Below are 15812 nucleotides of genomic sequence, written 5' to 3'. Positions count from 1 at the left end.
CAAGCGCTCCGGCTACAGGCGGAGCAGCGCGTACTGCGTCGTCCGGCCGGGGTGCGTGTACGTGCGCACCAGGTCGGCCAGCTGGTGCACCATCAGCAGGCCGCGGCCGCCCGGCTCGCCGTGGGGGCGGGGGCGTCGGCCGGCCAGGGGGTCCGCCAGGTAGCCCTCGTCGTGGACGGCGCAGCACACGTGGCCCTCCGCGGGCCACAGTTCGACCCGGCACGAGCCGCCCGCGTGGCGCAGGCTGTTGGTCACCAGCTCGGTGACGATCAGCTCCAGATCGGGCAGCCGGTCGTCGTCCAGGCCGAGTCGTCGCGCCTGCGTGGCCGCCCAGCGCCGGGCCTGCCGCACTTCCGCGTCACGGGTCACCGCGAACTCCACCGGCGCCGCCGCGGGCACCGGCTGGTTGTAGCGCGACACGACGTCGTCCGGGGCGTACTCCCCGCTGACGTACCGCCGCGACGCCTCCCACACCTCCGGGTGCGTCGCCCTGGCGTCGGCGACCACGTCCGGCTCCAGGGCCACCGTGTCGTACGGGCACACGATCGTCACGTCCCGCCCGGTGAACGCGTGGTTGATCAGCGCCTCGTGCTGCGCGCACGCCGGGTACTCGGTGGCCGACCGGCCGGCCCAGATCGGCTCGCCGATGATGCGGACGTGCCGGTCCGGGTGCGCGTCGGCGAACCGGCGCAGCACCGTCGGGATGATCCGGCCCGGGTTGCGGCCCGCCTCGTTCATGTCCAGCCACAGCACGTCGTCGCTGCCCACCGCCGGGCGCAGCACCCGCAGCCGGTCGCCGGGCACGGCCACCGCGACCGGTTCCCGCCGCGCGAGACCGTCGGTGACGAACGGGACGAGCGCGTCCAGGTACTCCTCGTCGGAGGAGTAGAACAGCGCGGGGTGCACGAACGCGGTCACGCGACCCCCTCCACCCGCACCGACGGCAGCCCCAGCACTTCGACCAGGCGGGTGACGGCCGGCGAGGGATCGCGTAACACCAGTGTGGCACCCTCACCCTCGGCGTGCTCGGCCAGCCGGGTCAGGCTCCGGTGGTCGGCGAACCGCAGGCCGCTCACGTCGAGCACCAGACGTCCGTCCACCGGCCGCGGATCCGCCCGCCGCAGCGCCTCGGTCAGCAGGTCCTCGGTGTAGAGGTCCAGCTCCCCGGCGAGCGCGGCGGACGCCGAGGCCGACCCGAACAGCCGGAACCCCGGATCGGCGTTGCCCACCGGGTGCAGGCAGGCCACCCTCGCCACCACCTCGTCGTCCACCCGGCCGAGGTCGTAGCCGCACATCGCGGAGAACGTCCCGGCGGCCGCGTACCGGTCCACCGTGTGCTCGTAGCGGGCGAACGCGTCCAGCTGCTCGGGCGTGGCGACCAGCGCCGTGTGGTCCGCCGCCACGCGCAGGCCGGTGTACCCCGCCGCCAGCGCGGCCTCGGTCGCCTCGGCGTAGCTGCGGGCCTGGGCGTCCGGGTCGACCACGGTTCCCACGGAGTAGGTTTCGTCCAGCGAGAGGACGCGCGCCGCACCGGTGTCCAACGCCTCGTCCAGCCCGTCGAGCACGGGTTCGCCCGGGGTCACGAACCAGACCTGCGTACCGCGGGCGAGCCCGTCGCGCAGGAACTCCCGCGCGCGGGCCTGGAACTCGTCGGGGGACTCGAAGGCCCAGCACCGGTGATCGTGAAGCACTGACACAGTGTAGTAGTCTCGTTACTTCTGGTACAGAGCTTCGATGGAAGTCGCGTAGTTCTTGGTCACCACGTTGCGCTTGAGCTTGAGGCTCGGCGTGATCTCGCCGCCGGCCTCGGTGAAGTCGTTGCCCAGGATGACGAACTTCTTGATCGCCTCGGCGTGCGAGACCTGCTTGTTCGCCTCGTCCACGGCACCCTGCACGGCCGCGATCAGGTCCGGATCCTGCGCCAGGTCGGCCACCGTGGCGTCGGCCGGCTTGCCGTTCTGCGACTTCCAGGCCGGGAAGAACTCCTCGTCGATCGTGATCAGCGCGCCGATGAACGGGCGCTGGTCGCCGACCACCATGGCCTGGCTGATCAGCGGGTGGGCGCGCATGGTGTCCTCGAGGCCGGACGGGGCGACGTTCTTGCCGCCGGCCGTCACGATGATCTCCTTCTTGCGGCCGGTGATCTTCAGGAAGCCGTCGTCGTCGAGCTCGCCGAGGTCGCCGGTGTGGAACCAGCCGTCCTCCAGCGCCTCCTTCGTGGCGGTCTCGTTGTTGAAGTAGGCGCCGAACACGACGTCGCCCTTGAGCAGGACCTCGCCGTCGTCGGCGATCCGCACCGAAGTGCCGGCCACCGGGCGGCCCACGGTGCCGACCCGGAAGGCGTGTTCGGTGTTCACGTTCGCCGCGGCGGAGGTCTCGGTCAGGCCGTAGCCCTCGAACACCGGCACGCCGATGCCGCGGAAGAAGTGCGCCAGCCGGGGTCCCAGCGGCGCGCCGCCGGACACCGCGGCGATGCAGCGGCCGCCCAGCGCGGCCCGCAGCTTGCCGTAGACCAGCTTGTCGAACAGGAAGTGCTGCGCCTTCAGCGCCAGGCCCGCCCCGCCGGAGTCCCGCGCCTCGCTGTAGGAGACGGCCACCTGCTCGGCGGCGTCGAAGATCTTGCCCTTGCCCTCGGAGTGCGCCTTCTGCTTCGCGCCGTTGTAGACCTTCTCGAACACGCGCGGCACGGCCACCACGAAGGTCGGCCGGAAGGTGCCCAGGTCGGCGACCAGGTTCTTGACGTCCGGGGTGTGGCCCAGCGTGACGCGCGCGGTGACGGCGGTGACGGCGATCGCGCGGGCCAGCACGTGCGCCAGCGGCAGGAAGCACAGCAGCGAGTTGCCCTGCTCCATCAACTGCGGGAAGGCGTTGATGTCGGCCCGGATCTCGGCGAGCAGGTTGCGGTGGGTCAGCTCCACGCCCTTGGGGCGGCCGGTGGTGCCCGAGGTGTAGACGATGGTGGCCAGGTCGCCGGCCCGCACCAGGCGGCGACGCTCGTGCACGGTGTCGTCGGCGACGTCGGCGCCCAGCGTGGTCAGCTCGTCCACGGCGGGCCGGGCCGCCTCGATCTGCCAGGTGTACCGCAGCGCGGGCAGCCGGTCGCGGACCTCGTCGACGGCGGCCAGGTGCTCGCCGGTTTCCACGAAGACGCCCTTGGCGCCGGAGTCGGACAGGATCCAGGCGACCTGCTCGGGCGAGGAGGTGTCGTAGATCGGGACGGTGACCGCGCCCGCGGCCCAGATGGCGAAGTCGATCAGCGTCCACTCGTACCGCGTCTTGGACATCAGCCCGACCCGGTCACCCCGCTCGATACCGGCCTCGACCAGGCCCTTCGCCACCCCGATGACCTGGGCGGCGAACTCGCGCGCGGTGACGTCCAGCCACGAGCCGTCCACCTGGCGCCGGAAGCTGATCGCGTCGGGGAACCGCTCGGCGTTCGCCCACACGATGTCGGCGAGGTTCTCGTCGTCGGCAACCGGCTGCACTGCCGGGGCGCTGTACTCGCGCACGGTGGACCTCCGTGGTTCAGGGGTGTTACTCGCCAGTCACAACTTAGCGTCGGTGACACCTTACGACCAAGGGGGCGGACCCCCGGTAACACGGGCATGACATTCTCACTCGCGTGAGCACGCTCAACGGTGCGCCGCCCAGCATCGACATCGTCGACGAGACCTTCCTCGCGGTGCCGCCCGGCACGGTGGCCGCGGTGTTCGCCGATCCGGCCGCGTGGCGGCGGTACTGGCCCGACCTGGTGCTCGAGGTCTACACCGACCGCGGCGACGAGGGCCTGCGCTGGACCGTCCGCGGCGCGCTGGTGGGCACGATGGAGGTCTGGCTCGAGCGCACGCTGGACGGCACGCTGCTGCACTACTTCCTGCGCGCGAGCCCGGTCGCGGAGATGAGCCCGCGCCGGTTGCGCCGCGAGTTCGACCGCCGGGCGCGGGCGGCCAAGGCCGTGGCGCTGGGGTTGAAGGAGATCCTGGAGGACGGGCGGGAGCCCGGGATTCCCCCGCGGACTTCTTAGCGTCGCTAAACTGGGGGATCATGCGCGTTCATGTCGTCTCGGACGTCCACGGCAACACCGAGGCACTGGCCCGGGCCGGTGAGGGGGCGGACGCGCTGATCGTCCTCGGCGACCTGCTCGACTTCGTCGACTACCACCAGCACGACCAGGGCATTCTCGGCACCCTGTTCGGCCCGGAAAAGGTTGCCACGTTCGCCCGGCTGCGCCGCGAGGGCACCCGCGAGGAGTCGATCGCGTTCTCCAAGTCCCTGTGGTCGAGCCTGGACGACCCGGCCGCCGCCGTCGAGGAGGCCGTCCGCGAGCAGTACTCCGCGATGTTCGCGGCGATGACCGCGCCGACCTACGCGATCGCCGGCAACGTCGACTCGCCGGACCTGTGGCCGGAGTTCGCCGGGGACGACGTGCGGCTGGTCGAGGGCGAGGTCGTCGAGATCGGCGGCCTGCGGTTCGGCTTCGCCGGCGGCGTGGTGCTGCCCGCCGGGGCCACGATCCGCCGGTCCAACCCGGTGTGGCGGCCCTTCCTGCGCACCCAGGAGGAGTTCGACGAGGCCGTCGGCAAGCTCACCGACATCGACGTGCTGTGCACCCACCAGCCGCCCGCGCTGCCCGAGCTGACCTACGACGTGGTGGCGCGGCGGCACGAGCTGGGCTCGTCGGCCCTGCGCGGGCTGGTCTACGCGGAGCAGCCGCGGTGGTCGCTGTTCGGCCACGTGCACCAGCCGCTGTCGGCCAGGCTGCGGGTCGGCCGCACCGAATGCCGTAACGTCGGTCACTTCAAGGTCACCGAGCGCCCGCACGTCCTGCGGTGGTGACGCGGGTCAGGCGGTAACCTCTCCGCCATGGCCGAGCAGTCCACGCAGTCCATCGAGGTCGACGCGCCGCCGGAGAAGGTCATGGCGGTGATCGCGGACTTCGCGTCGTACCCGGAATGGGCCAAGCAGGTCCGGGAGACCGAGGTGCTCGCCACCGACGACACCGGCCGCGCCAAGCAGGTCAAGCTGACCCTGGACGCCGGCCCGATCAAGGACGTCTACACGCTGGAGTACGACTGGGCCGCCGACGGCCGCTCGGTGAGCTGGCACCTGGTGCGCGGGCAGATGCAGAAGGCGCAGGACGGCCGCTACGAGCTGGTCCCGGTCGGCGAGGGCCGCACCCGGGTCACCTACACCCTCTCGGTCGAACTGGTGCTGCCGATGATCGGGCTGCTGCGCCGCAAGGCGGAGAAGATGGTCATGGACACCGCGCTCAAGGAACTCAAGCGCCGCGTGGAGGACCTCGCCTGAGGGCGGGGCGGCGATGACGCGGCTGCTGCTGTTCACCGGCAAGGGAGGCGTCGGCAAGACGACGCTCGCCGCGGCGACGGCGGCGGGCCTGGCCGCGCGCGGCTACAAGACGCTGGTGGTCTCCACCGATCCGGCGCACTCGCTGGGCGACGCGTTCGGCCGGCGCCTTGGCCGCGAACCGTCCGACGTGGACACCCGGCTGCACGGCGCGCAGGTCGACTCGCGCGGCCTGGTCGACGACATCTGGCAGGACCTGCGTGGCCGGCTCAAGGGCGCGCTCGCCGGCGCCGGGGTGGACGCCCTGGACGCCGAGGAGCTGAGCGTCCTGCCGGGCGTGGACGAGCTGCTCGCGCTGACCGAGGTGCAGCGGCTGGCCGAGGCGGGCCGCTGGGACGTCGTGGTGGTCGACTGCGGGCCGACCGCGGAGACGCTGCGGCTGCTCGCGCTTCCCGAGGCGGTTTCCGGGTACCTGGACAAGGTGTTCGGCTGGCAGCTCACGCTCACCGGGTCCCGGGGTCTGGCCCGGTCGGTCCGCGACCTCGCGGCGCACGTGTCGTCGCTGCGCGACCTGCTGACCGATCCGGCGGTCACCACGGTGCGGCTGGTGCTGACGCCGGAGCGGGTCGTGGTCGCCGAGGCACGCCGCACGCTCAGCTCGCTCGCGCTGCGCGGCATCCGCGTGGACGGGCTGATCGTGAACCGGCTGATGCCCGCGCCCGGCGTGTGGCGGGGTGCGGCGGCGAACTGGATGCGCACCCGCCGTCGTCAGCAGGACGAGGTGCTCGCCGAGCTGACGTGGGAGCTGGCCCGGGTCGAGCACCGGGCGGCCGAACCGGTCGGGCTGCCCGCGCTGCGGGAGATCGCCACCGAGCTGTACGGCGAGCGGGATCCGTTGACCGGCAACAGCTCCGAGTCCGCGCCGCTGCTGCACGTGACCGAAGTGGACGGTGGGTACCGGCTTCGGCTGGCGCTGCCGCTGGACCGCGGCGCCGAGCTGGACCTGGCGCGTGTGGACGACGACCTGGCGGTCACCGTGGACGGGTTCCGCCGCCTGGTCGCGCTGCCGGAAGCGTTGCGCCCGTGCCGGATCACCGGCGCCGAGTCCGATGCGGACGGTCTCGTCGTCTCGCTGACCAAGCCGGGGGAGGACTCGTGACAACCGGGGAAGGGGTGTCCGCGGCGAGCCTGGCCGAGGAGATCCGGCTGCTCGTCGAGATGGTCGTCGAACGCGCCGCGCCATGGCTGGACGGGGTGGTCGCGGCCGGGCACGGCACCGCCGAGTCGCCGGAGCAGGGCAGCGAGTGCGGCTGGTGTCCGCTGTGCGCGATCGTCGCCGTGGTGCGCGGTGAGAAGCCCGAGTTCGTGGCCCGCGTGCTGGAGCAGGCGGCGCAGATCATCGCGTTGCTGCGGGCGGTGCTGGCCGACCGGTGGGAGCCGCAGGAGGGCGTGCACATGCCCGGCTTCCAGCCGCCGCCGCGGCCGCGGCCGGAGTCCGGCCGGGTGCAGCGCATCCCGGTCCAGTGGCGGGACGGCTAGTGCGCGCCATCGGCCTGGACGTCGGCGGCACGAGTGTCCGCGCCGGCGTGGTGGACGAGCACGGCTCGATCCTGGACACCGCGCGGGCGGGCACGCCGAGTGGCGAGGAGGCGCTGGAGGACGCGATCACCGGCGTGATCGACGAGCTGCGCAACCGGCACGAGGACGTGGTGGGGGTCGGGCTCGCGGTCGCCGGGTTCATCGCCAACGACCGCCGCACGGTGATGTTCGCGCCGCACCTGGCGTGGCGGAACGCGCCGGTGGCGGACCGGATCGCCAAGCGCGTCGGGCTGCCGGTGACGCTGGAGCACGACGCCAACGCCGCCGCGGTCGGGGAGCACCGCTTCGGCGCGGCCCGCGGCGCGAAGGTGGCCGCGCTGGTGGCGATCGGCACCGGGATCGGCGCGGGACTGCTGCTGGACGGCGAGCTGTACCGCGGCGCGAACGGGGTCGCGCCGGAGCTGGGGCACTTGACGGTCGTGCCGGACGGCCGGGCGTGCCCGTGCGGCAAGTACGGCTGCTGGGAGCGGTACTGCAGCGGGACGGCGCTGGCCGCGACCGCGATCGAGCTGCTGGCCCGGTACCCGGGCACCTCGACGATCCTGTCCCGGGACATCGCGCTGGACCCGGGCGCGCTGACCGGGCGCCGCGTGGCGGGTGCGGCGCGCGACGGCGACCCGATCGCGCAGCGGGCGGTGGCCGAGCTGGCGAAGTGGCTCGGCGAGGGGCTCGCGCTGGTCGCGGACGTGTTCGACCCGGAGATCGTGGTGATCGCCGGCGGCGTGTCGGAGTCGGCGCCGCTGTTCCTCGACGAAGCGCGGGAGCACTACGCGGCCGCGATCACCGGCGGCAGGCACCGGCCGCTGGCGCGCATCCGCACCGCGCAGCTGGGCGACGACGCCGCCCTGGTGGGGGCCGCCGCGCTCGCGCTCGAAGCCCGCGCGGTGTGACAAGCTGGAACGATGACCCCTGATGACGGCGACGGCTTCGTGTACTGCGAACGCGGCCATCGGCACTGGGGCCTGTTCGGCGCCGCCGGGCTGCTGCTGACCGATCCCGAGCGGGGCGTGTTGCTGCAGCACCGGGCCTGGTGGACCCACCACGGCGAGACGTGGGCGCTGCCCGGTGGTGCGCGGCGCGGCCACGAGTCGGCGCGCGAGGCGGCGACCCGGGAGGCCGAGGAGGAGGCCGCGGTGCCGGTCGGCGCGGTCCGGCCCACCGCGGAGTCGGTGGCCGACCACGGCGGCTGGAGCTACACGACGGTGCTCGCGAACACCCGGCACCCGGTGCGGGAGCGGGTGGTCAACGAGGAGAGCGCCGAGCTGCGGTGGGTGCCGCCGGAGGAGGTCGGGTCGTTCCCGCTGCACGACGACTTCGCCGCCGCGTGGCCGGCGCTGCACGCGCAGCTGGGGCGCGAACTGGTGCTGGTGGTCGACGCGGCCAACGTGGTCGGGTCCCGGCCGGACGGCTGGTGGCGGGACCGGGCCGGTGCGGCGGAGCGGTTGCGGGACCGGCTGTCCGGGCTGGTCCGCGAGGGTGTGCGCAGCGCGGACGTGGGGCTCGGCGGGGCGGAGTGGTCGTGGTGGCCGCGGGTGCAGATGATCGTCGAGGGCCAGGCGCGGGACGTGCCCCCGGCCGACGACGTCGAGGTGATCGCCGCGCCCCGCGACGGTGATTCGCAGATCGTGGAGAGCGTCCGCAAGGCGCGGGACGCCCGGCCGCGGGACCACGTGGTGGTGGTGACGGCCGACCGCGAGCTGCGCTCCAGAGTCGAGGCGGAGGGCGCGAACGTGCTGGGCCCGGCGAAGCTGCTGAACCTGGTGGCGGACTAGCACCCGGCGGAACCGCGACTGGGCAGGCATGGTCAAAAAATAAGACCGACCGATCGGTCTTCTAGTGTACGGTCGACCCATGCAAACCGATCGGCGGCGCGAGCGCGGTCAGCGCACGCGGGAAACCGTCCTCGACGCGGCGGTGGCGCTGGCCTCGGTGCACGGGCTGGAAGGTCTCACGTTCGGGCGGCTCGCCGAGCATCTCGGCACCAGCAAGTCCGGGCTGTTCGCGCACTGGAGGGACAAGGAGCACCTGCAGCTCGACGCGATCGACCAGGCGCGCAGGCAGTGGACGGACCGCGTCATGGCGCCCGCGCTGCGCACGCCACCCGGCATCCGGCGGGTGTTCGCGCTGCACGAGGCTCGGATGGCCTTCTACGCCGACGGTGTCCTGCCCGGTGGGTGCTTCTTCCTCGCCGCGCAAACGGAGTTCGACGACCGGCCCGGCGCCGTCCAGGCCAAAACGGCGCAGGCGCTGCACGACTGGCTCGCCTTCATCCGCTCGCTCGTCGACGAGGCGATCGCGCTGGGCGAGCTCACCGAAGACGCCGACCCGGACCAGCTCGCCTACGAGATCGACGCGCTCGGCGAGTCGGCCGTGATCCACTCGCGGCTGGTCGGGCACGAGGTCACCTTCGCCCGCGCCCGCCGCGCCGTCCTGGCGCGGCTGCGCGCCCTCGCCACCGATCCCGCCACCCTGCCGGAGGACTGAAACCTTGCTGCGCACCTCGTGGACACCCGGACCCGCCGACGCGAGCGGGCTCGTGCTCGTCAGCGTCACCGACTTCACCTCCGACCGGTTGCGCGACCTGCCGGGGATCTACCGCGCGGGCAGGCAGCTGTCCCGCCTGTGGCCGACCCTCGACGGCGCGGTCGGGCACTGGCTCTGGGCCGAGCCCTCGCGGCGCAGAACCGGCTCGGTCTCGGTGTGGCGCGACGAGGACGCCATGCGCGGCTTCGTCGGCCTGCCCGTGCACCGGCAGATCATGCGGACCTACCGCGGGCGCGGCGAGATCCGCTCCACCACGTGGACCGCGACCGATCCGGACCCGCGCGAGGTGTGGCGCCGGGCGTCGGAGTTCCTCCGCCGGCCCCGCTGACGGCTCAGGTCAGCGCCGCGGTCAGCTGGTCCACCCCGGCGGCCATCAGGTCGGCGAGGTCCGCGCGCGGGTCGCGCAGCCACTGCTCGTAGGCCGCCAGCGCGATGCCCAGCGCGGTGTAGGCCACGGTCTGCGGGGCGAGCGCCGAGGCGGCCACCCCGAGCCGTTCCGCGACGAACTCCGCGATCACCTGCCGCCAGTCCGCGTAGCGCAGCGTCGAATGCGCCTGCAGCGCCGGGGTGGTCAGGATCAGCTCCATCCGCTGCCGGTGCCACACCGCCTCGTCCGGGTCGACCCGGTTGAAGTCCACCAGCGCCTCGCGCAGCACGCCGGGCAGCGGGCGATCCGGCGGGTAGGAGGCGAGCCGCTTGCGCATCTTGTCCAGCTGCCCGTCGAAGTCGCCCCAGGCGATGTCGTTCTTCGACGGGAAGTAGCGGAAGAACGTGCGCCGCCCGATGCCGGCGGCCTTCGCGATGTCGTCGATCGTCGTGCGGTCGAAGCCGCGGGTGGCGAACAGTTCGAACGCCACGTGCTCGACCTCCGCCCGCGACGTGATCGGCTTGCGCCCCGCCCTGGGCGCCGGCTCCGCCTTTTCGGTCATCCCTCTTCCATTCGGCACTCGGTGCCATTATCGTCCGAGAAGCGCGGCCGCACCGGAGCGGCCCATCGCCGAAGGGAGCATCCCATGTCCGAGGCCAAGACCGTCGCCCCCGCCGTGGAAGACACGCTCGTCGAGGAGGACCTGCTCGTCGAAGAGGTCTCCATCGACGGCATGTGCGGCGTCTACTGACCGTCGTGTTCGATCCGGACCAGGCCTACCGGTGCTCCCCGCGCGTCGCGTTGCGACCGGAACCGTTCGGGGCGCTCGCCTACGACTTCGGCACCCGGAGGCTGTCCTTCCTGAAGACGAAGATCCTGGTCGAGGTGGTGCGCACGCTCGGGGACCAGCCCGACGTGCACACCACCCTCGACGCCGCCGGCGTCCCGGACGACCAGCGCCCGGCCTACCTGAAGGCGCTGGCGGGACTGGCCGACAACGGCACGATCGAACCGCGCTGAACCACTGAGAAGGGCGTGCGATGAAGCTCGTCGAACACTTCAAGCAGGGGCTGAACTCGCCCATCTGCCTGACCTGGGAACTGACCTACGCCTGCAACCTCTCGTGCGTGCACTGCCTGTCCTCGTCGGGCCGCCGCGACCCGCGGGAGCTGAGCACGGCGGAGTGCAAGGCCGTCATCGACGAGCTGCAGCGCATGCAGGTCTTCTACGTCAACATCGGCGGCGGCGAGCCGACCGTGCGCTCCGACTTCTGGGAACTGGTCGAATACGCCGTGGACCACCAGGTGGGCGTCAAGTTCTCCACCAACGGCGTGAAGCTCACCCCGGAGCGGGCGCGGTGGCTCGCCGCGACCGACTACGTGGACGTGCAGATCTCGCTGGACGGCGCGACCGCCGAGGTCAACGACTACGTCCGCGGTCCGGGTTCCTACGACACCGCGATCCGGGCGATGCGGAATCTGAAGGACGCCGGGTTCCGCGACTTCAAGCTTTCCGTCGTGATGACCCGGCACAACGTCGGTCAGCTCGACGAGTTCAAGGCCATCGCCGACACCTACGGCGCCCAGCTGCGCATCACGCGGCTGCGCCCGTCCGGCCGCGGCGCGGACACCTGGGACGAGCTGCACCCGACCGCCGAGCAGCAGTTGCAGCTCTACGACTGGCTGATCGCCCACGGCGAGAAGGTCCTCACCGGTGACTCGTTCTTCCACCTCAACGCGCTCGGCTCGGACCCGCTGCCGGGCCTGAACCTGTGCGGCGCGGGCCGGGTGGTGTGCCTGATCGACCCGGTCGGCGACGTCTACGCCTGCCCGTTCGCGATCCACGAGGAGTTCCTCGCCGGCAACGTCCGCGACGAGGGCGGGTTCGCCGGCGTGTGGAACACCTCGGAGCTGTTCGAGCGGTTGCGTGGCCCGCAGACCGGGGGCGCGTGCACGTCGTGTTCGGCCTACGACGCCTGCCAGGGCGGGTGCATGGCGGCGAAGTTCTTCACCGGACTGCCGCTGGACGGCCCGGACCCGGAATGCGTGAAGGGGCACGGTGAACTGGCGCTGGCCGGGGTCAGCGCGGCGCCGCGCTCGCACATCGACCACTCGCATTCGAAGACCCGCAAGAGTCGCAAGGTGGCGGTCAGCATCGGTTTCGGCCCGCCCGAGGGCGGCGCCCGGCCGGACCGGGCGTGCGACACCAGCCCGCTCGCGGGGTTCCAGCCCACGCGATGACCAGGCTCGCCGGCCCCGTCCGGGTCGGCGGCAGCACCGCCCCGAGCCGGGTCCTCTTCGGTCCGCACGAAACCAACCTGGCTCGGGGCCGGGCGCTCGCCGGCCGGCACGTCGCCTACTACCGGCGGCGGGCCGAGGGCGGCGCCGGGATCATCGTCACCGAGACGGCGAGCGTGCACCCCTCCGACTGGCCGTACGAACGCGCGCCGCTGGCCGCGGAGTGCGGTCCCGGCTGGACGTCCATCGTGGACGCCTGTCGTCCACACGGGACGCTCGTGGTGGCGAGTCTCGGTCATGCCGGTGGGCAGGGCTCGTCGGCCTACCACCAGTCGGCGTTGTGGGCGCCGTCTCGGGTTCCGGATCCGGTGAGCCGTGAGCTGCCGATGGAGATGGAAGGCCCGGAGATCGCGGCGCTGATCGGCGGGTTCCGCGCCGCGGCGGCACTGGCTGCGCAGTCCGGTGTGGACGGTGTGGAGATCGACGCCGGCCAGTACTCGCTGCTGCGGCAGTTCTGTTCCGGGCTGACCAACCGGCGCACCGACGCCTACGGTGACCGGGCGCGGTTGCTGCGTGAGGTGATCGCGGCGGTCCGGGAGGCGATCGGGGACCGCATCCTCGGCCTGCGCCTGGCGTGCGACGATGGCGCGCCGTGGGGCGGGATCACGCCGGAGACCGCACCCGTGCCCGGCGGGATCGACTACCTGGTGCCGGTGCGGGGTTCGGCGTTCGCCGGGTCCCGGCCCGATCTGCGCACGGAACCGGGGTTCAACCTCGACCTGTGCCGGGCGATGTCGGGGCACACGATGACTGTGCTCCAGGGCAGCGTGGTCGATCCGGCACTCGCGGAGCGGGCGCTGGACTTCGCCGGGCTGGTCGAGATGACCCGCGCGCAGATCGCCGACCCGGACCTGGTCCGGCACCTGCGGGCGGGGACGGATCCGCGGCCGTGCGTGCTGTGCAACCAGAAGTGCCGCGTGCGGGATCCACGCAACCCGATCGTGAGCTGCATCGGCGAGCCGGGCAGCGGGCACGAGACCGAGGATCCGCTGCCGCGTGCCGGTTCCGGTGAGGTGCTGGTGGTCGGTGGCGGGCCGGCCGGGCTGGAGGCCGCACGGGTGCTCGCGGTGCGGGGGTTCGACGTCGAGTTGACCGAGCGGGCCGACCGGCTCGGCGGGATGGTCCGCGTCGCGGCGCGGCTCGCCGGGCGGGACCGGCTGGCGCGGCTGGTGGACTGGCTGGAGACCGAGGTCCGGCGGCTCGGTGTGCGGATCTCGACCGGCGTGGAGACTCTGGCGGCCGACGGGCGGCCGGTGATCGTGGCGACCGGCAGCCTGCCCGGTCCGCGTGACTACGTCGTCGACGGCGGTTGTGTGCTGGATGTGGTTTCCGTGTTGGACGGTGCGGCGCTGCCGGACGGGCCGGTGGTGGTGCACGATCCGCTCGGCGACTGGACCGGCGCGGGGGTCGCGGAGCTGCTGGCCGCCGGGCGTCGGGTGACGATCGTCAGCCCGGATCCGGTGATCGCGACGCAGGTGCACGACATCGCCGCGGTGAACGCGCGCCTGCAGCGGGCCGGGGTCGCGCTCGTCAAGCGGTCGCGTCCTCGCGTGGTGCGGCGGGATCACGTGGTGGTGGAGGACGTGCTCACCGGGGAGTGCCGGGAGCTGCCGTGCGCAGCGGTGATCCATTGTGGACACCGACTTCCGCGACCTGCGTTGCCGGGGACGGCGATCGGTGATGCGGTGGCGCCCCGGACCATCCACGAGGCTGTTTTGGACGGTCGCCGCGCGGCGGTGGCGCTGTGAGCCTGCTGTTCGAACCGTTGCGGCTGGGGCCGGTGGAGGTGCGCAACCGGATCGTGTTCGCCGCGCACCTGACCAACTACGCCGCCGGCAACCTGCCCACCGAGCAGCACGCGGCCTACTACGCCGAGCGGGCCGCGGGCGGCGCCGGGCTGATCATCTCCGAGGAGCACGTGGTGCACCCCTCGGACTGGCCCTACGAGAAGGTGATCCACGGGTACCGGCCGGACGTCGTGCCGGGGTACCGCCGGATCACCGACGCGGTGCACGCGCACGGGGTGCCGATCTTCGCGCAGCTCAACCACAACGGCGGGCAGGCGTCGTCGATGTACACGCGGCGGGCGGTGTGGGCGCCCTCGCCGGTGCCGGATCCGCTGTTCCGCGAGGTGCCCAAGGCGATGTCCGCCGCGGAGATCGCCGAGGTGGTCGCCGGGTTCGGGCGGGTCGCGCGGCACTGCGCCGAGGGCGGGTTCGACGGCGTGGAGATCCAGTGCTCGCAGTCGTCGCTGGTGCGCGGGTTCCTGGCGCCCGCGACGAACCTGCGCACCGACGACTACGGCGGGCCGCTGGCGAACCGGGCCCGGATCCTGCTCGAGATCATCGCGGCGGTGCGTGCGGCGATCGGCCCGCAGCGCGCGCTCGGGGTGCGGCTGTCCGGCGACGACCTGGTCGAGGGCGGCGTCACGCTCGACGAGGCGGTCGAGGTGGCGCGGATGATCGCGCCCGGCATCGACTACCTGAACACGTCGATCGGGGTCGCGACCTCGACGTTGTACATGGTCGAGCCGTCGATGGCGGTGCCGCGGGGGTACGCGTTGCCGGTGTCCGAGGCGTTGCGGCGGGCGGTGCCGGTGCCGGTGGTCGGGATCGGGCGGATCAAGTCGCCCGAGGAGGCCGAGCGCGCGCTGGCGGAGGGGCGGTGCGACCTGGTCGGGGTGGTGCGCGGGCAGATCGCCGACCCGTCGTTCGCGGCGAAGGCGCGAGCCGGGCGGGAGGTGCGGACGTGCCTGTCCTGCAACCAGGAGTGCGTGGGGCGGATGGGGCTCAACCGGTGGCTGGGGTGCGTGGAGAACCCGCGCGCCGGGCGGGAGGCGGTGCCGTTGCCGCCGCCGGGGCCGCGTCCCAAGCGGGTGCTGGTGGTCGGCGCCGGCCCGGCGGGGCTGAAGGCGGCGGCGACGGCGGCGGAGCGCGGACACCACGTGACGGTGCTGGAGCGCGGTGAGCCGGGCGGGCAGATCGCGCTGGCCGCGACCGCGCCCGGGCGCGCCGAGCTGGGGGACCTGGTGCGCAACCTGCTGACCGAGTGCCGGCGTGCGGGTGTCGACATGACGACCGGCTGCGAGGCGACGGCCGCTGCGGTGCTGGCGGAGGCGCCGGACGCCGTGGTGCTGGCGACGGGGGCCCGGCCGGTGCTGCCGGAGTGGGCGGTTTCGCCGCGGGTGGTGCACGCGCGGGAGGTGCTGACCGGGGTTTCGCCCTGGGGTGAGGTGGTCGTGATCGACGAGGTGGGCTTCCACCCGGCGACGTCGGTGGCCGAGCTGCTGGCCGCGCGCGGGTGCCGGGTGACGGTGTCGACGCCGGGGATGGTCGTCGGGCAGGACCTCGGGCTAACGCTGGACCGGGAGCTGTTCGGCCGGCGCGCGCACGGGCTGGGAATCGCGGAGCGCACGGACGAGATGGTGCTCGCCGCCGCGGCGACGGAGGATGGGGGCGTGGCGCTGCGGATGTTGAGGCACACGACCGGCGAGACGAGGGAGGTCCGCTGCGACTGGGTGGTGTGCGCGACGCACCAGGAACCGGAGGACACGCTGTGGCACGCCCTGCGGGACGCGCCGTTCCAGGTGTTGCGGGTGGGGGACTGCGTCACGCCGCGGCGCGCGCACGCGGCGGTGCTGGAGGGCCATCGGGCGGGGGTGTCGCTGTGAGCGGGGAAGTGGCAGGCTCCCCGCGTGGAGA

18 protein-coding genes are annotated in these 15812 nt (G+C 73.0%); 14 read left to right on the top strand and 4 right to left on the bottom strand.

What is annotated here, in order from left to right:
* Positions 1 to 12: 12 nt before the first annotated feature.
* The 3 genes from IE290_RS21735 to IE290_RS21725 are packed head-to-tail and all read right to left on the bottom strand — an operon-like array spanning position 13 to position 3509.
* Positions 13 to 918 (bottom strand): anti-sigma factor RsbA family regulatory protein, encoded by a 906-nt coding sequence (locus IE290_RS21735; protein WP_191246521.1) that lies wholly within the window; start codon positions 916 to 918, stop codon positions 13 to 15.
* A complete protein-coding gene (locus IE290_RS21730) occupies positions 915 to 1691 on the bottom strand; it encodes an MEDS and STAS domain-containing protein (protein ID WP_229874645.1) in 777 nt (258 codons plus the stop codon). The genes IE290_RS21735 and IE290_RS21730 overlap by 4 nt, the downstream gene beginning before the upstream one ends.
* Positions 1692 to 1712: 21 nt before the next feature.
* A complete protein-coding gene (locus tag IE290_RS21725; protein WP_191246519.1) occupies positions 1713 to 3509 on the bottom strand; it encodes an AMP-dependent synthetase/ligase in 1797 nt (598 codons plus the stop codon).
* A gap of 113 nt (positions 3510 to 3622) precedes the next feature.
* Here IE290_RS21725 and IE290_RS21720 point away from each other — a divergent pair, with 113 nt between their 5' ends.
* The 9 genes from IE290_RS21720 to IE290_RS21680 all read left to right on the top strand — a co-directional run bounded on the left by IE290_RS21720 (position 3623) and on the right by IE290_RS21680 (position 9775).
* Positions 3623 to 4024, top strand: a complete 402-nt coding sequence (locus IE290_RS21720) for a polyketide cyclase / dehydrase and lipid transport (RefSeq protein ID WP_191246518.1) — start codon at positions 3623 to 3625, stop codon at positions 4022 to 4024.
* A gap of 20 nt (positions 4025 to 4044) precedes the next feature.
* Entirely contained in the window at positions 4045 to 4836 is a 792-nt protein-coding gene (locus IE290_RS21715; protein ID WP_191246517.1) for a metallophosphoesterase family protein, read from the top strand.
* 27 nt (positions 4837 to 4863) lie between these two features.
* On the top strand, positions 4864 to 5307 hold the full coding sequence (locus IE290_RS21710) for an SRPBCC family protein (RefSeq protein ID WP_191246516.1): 444 nt from the start codon (positions 4864 to 4866) through the stop codon (positions 5305 to 5307).
* 13 nt (positions 5308 to 5320) lie between these two features.
* Positions 5321 to 6463: an ArsA family ATPase gene (locus tag IE290_RS21705; RefSeq protein WP_191246515.1), complete on the top strand. Its 1143-nt coding sequence runs from the start codon at positions 5321 to 5323 to the stop codon at positions 6461 to 6463.
* Positions 6464 to 6522: 59 nt separating this feature from the next.
* Positions 6523 to 6843: a hypothetical protein gene (locus tag IE290_RS21700; protein WP_191246905.1), complete on the top strand. Its 321-nt coding sequence runs from the start codon at positions 6523 to 6525 to the stop codon at positions 6841 to 6843.
* A 14-nt stretch (positions 6844 to 6857) separates the two neighbouring features.
* Positions 6858 to 7793: an ROK family protein gene (locus IE290_RS21695; RefSeq protein WP_191246904.1), complete on the top strand. Its 936-nt coding sequence runs from the start codon at positions 6858 to 6860 to the stop codon at positions 7791 to 7793.
* Positions 7794 to 7805: 12 nt separating this feature from the next.
* Positions 7806 to 8675, top strand: a complete 870-nt coding sequence (locus IE290_RS21690) for an NUDIX domain-containing protein (RefSeq protein WP_191246514.1) — start codon at positions 7806 to 7808, stop codon at positions 8673 to 8675.
* Positions 8676 to 8754: 79 nt separating this feature from the next.
* A complete protein-coding gene (locus tag IE290_RS21685; RefSeq protein ID WP_191246513.1) occupies positions 8755 to 9387 on the top strand; it encodes a TetR/AcrR family transcriptional regulator in 633 nt (210 codons plus the stop codon).
* A 4-nt stretch (positions 9388 to 9391) separates the two neighbouring features.
* Positions 9392 to 9775, top strand: a complete 384-nt coding sequence (locus IE290_RS21680; protein ID WP_191246512.1) for a hypothetical protein — start codon at positions 9392 to 9394, stop codon at positions 9773 to 9775.
* A gap of 4 nt (positions 9776 to 9779) precedes the next feature.
* On the opposite strand, the gene mftR is transcribed toward IE290_RS21680, so the two are convergent.
* Positions 9780 to 10376, bottom strand: coding sequence for a mycofactocin system transcriptional regulator MftR (mftR, locus tag IE290_RS21675; RefSeq protein ID WP_191246511.1), 597 nt, complete (start codon positions 10374 to 10376; stop codon positions 9780 to 9782).
* Between the two features lie 84 nt (positions 10377 to 10460).
* On the opposite strand from mftR, the gene mftA reads away from it, so the two are divergent.
* From mftA to IE290_RS21650, 5 genes are read left to right on the top strand one after another with little or no spacing between them, the layout of a single operon-like run.
* Positions 10461 to 10565: a mycofactocin precursor MftA gene (mftA, locus tag IE290_RS21670; RefSeq protein ID WP_191246510.1), complete on the top strand. Its 105-nt coding sequence runs from the start codon at positions 10461 to 10463 to the stop codon at positions 10563 to 10565.
* Positions 10550 to 10834, top strand: coding sequence for a mycofactocin biosynthesis chaperone MftB (mftB, locus tag IE290_RS21665; protein ID WP_191246509.1), 285 nt, complete (start codon positions 10550 to 10552; stop codon positions 10832 to 10834). Before mftA ends, mftB begins: the two co-directional genes overlap by 16 nt.
* A gap of 20 nt (positions 10835 to 10854) precedes the next feature.
* A complete protein-coding gene (gene mftC, locus IE290_RS21660; protein ID WP_191246508.1) occupies positions 10855 to 12054 on the top strand; it encodes a mycofactocin radical SAM maturase in 1200 nt (399 codons plus the stop codon).
* The gene (locus IE290_RS21655; RefSeq protein WP_191246507.1) at positions 12051 to 13859 is read left to right on the top strand and encodes a mycofactocin system FadH/OYE family oxidoreductase 1; all 1809 of its coding nucleotides are present in this window, start codon (positions 12051 to 12053) and stop codon (positions 13857 to 13859) included. Before mftC ends, IE290_RS21655 begins: the two co-directional genes overlap by 4 nt.
* A complete protein-coding gene (locus IE290_RS21650; protein WP_191246506.1) occupies positions 13856 to 15781 on the top strand; it encodes a mycofactocin system FadH/OYE family oxidoreductase 2 in 1926 nt (641 codons plus the stop codon). The genes IE290_RS21655 and IE290_RS21650 overlap by 4 nt, the downstream gene beginning before the upstream one ends.
* The last annotated feature ends 31 nt before the right edge of the window (positions 15782 to 15812 follow it).

Origin of the sequence: Amycolatopsis deserti (assembly GCF_014653945.1) — a bacterium.
Lineage (GTDB): Bacteria > Actinomycetota > Actinomycetes > Mycobacteriales > Pseudonocardiaceae > Amycolatopsis_E > Amycolatopsis_E deserti.
Note: the sequence above shows the minus strand (reverse complement) of the source record. Positions and strands in the feature narration are given on the sequence as shown.

Bases quoted from the DNA above. Each gene is read 5' to 3' on its own strand.
- IE290_RS21715 (WP_191246517.1), top strand. From the start codon at position 4,045: ATGCGCGTTCATGTCGTCTCGGACGTCCACGGCAACACCGAGGCACTG.
- IE290_RS21710 (WP_191246516.1), top strand. From the start codon at position 4,864: ATGGCCGAGCAGTCCACGCAGTCCATCGAGGTCGACGCGCCGCCGGAG.
- IE290_RS21705 (WP_191246515.1), top strand. From the start codon at position 5,321: ATGACGCGGCTGCTGCTGTTCACCGGCAAGGGAGGCGTCGGCAAGACG.
- IE290_RS21700 (WP_191246905.1), top strand. From the start codon at position 6,523: ATGGTCGTCGAACGCGCCGCGCCATGGCTGGACGGGGTGGTCGCGGCC.
- IE290_RS21690 (WP_191246514.1), top strand. From the start codon at position 7,806: ATGACCCCTGATGACGGCGACGGCTTCGTGTACTGCGAACGCGGCCAT.
- IE290_RS21685 (WP_191246513.1), top strand. From the start codon at position 8,755: ATGCAAACCGATCGGCGGCGCGAGCGCGGTCAGCGCACGCGGGAAACC.
- mftR (WP_191246511.1), bottom strand. From the start codon at position 10,376: ATGACCGAAAAGGCGGAGCCGGCGCCCAGGGCGGGGCGCAAGCCGATC.
- mftA (WP_191246510.1), top strand. From the start codon at position 10,461: ATGTCCGAGGCCAAGACCGTCGCCCCCGCCGTGGAAGACACGCTCGTC.
- mftC (WP_191246508.1), top strand. From the start codon at position 10,855: ATGAAGCTCGTCGAACACTTCAAGCAGGGGCTGAACTCGCCCATCTGC.
- IE290_RS21655 (WP_191246507.1), top strand. From the start codon at position 12,051: ATGACCAGGCTCGCCGGCCCCGTCCGGGTCGGCGGCAGCACCGCCCCG.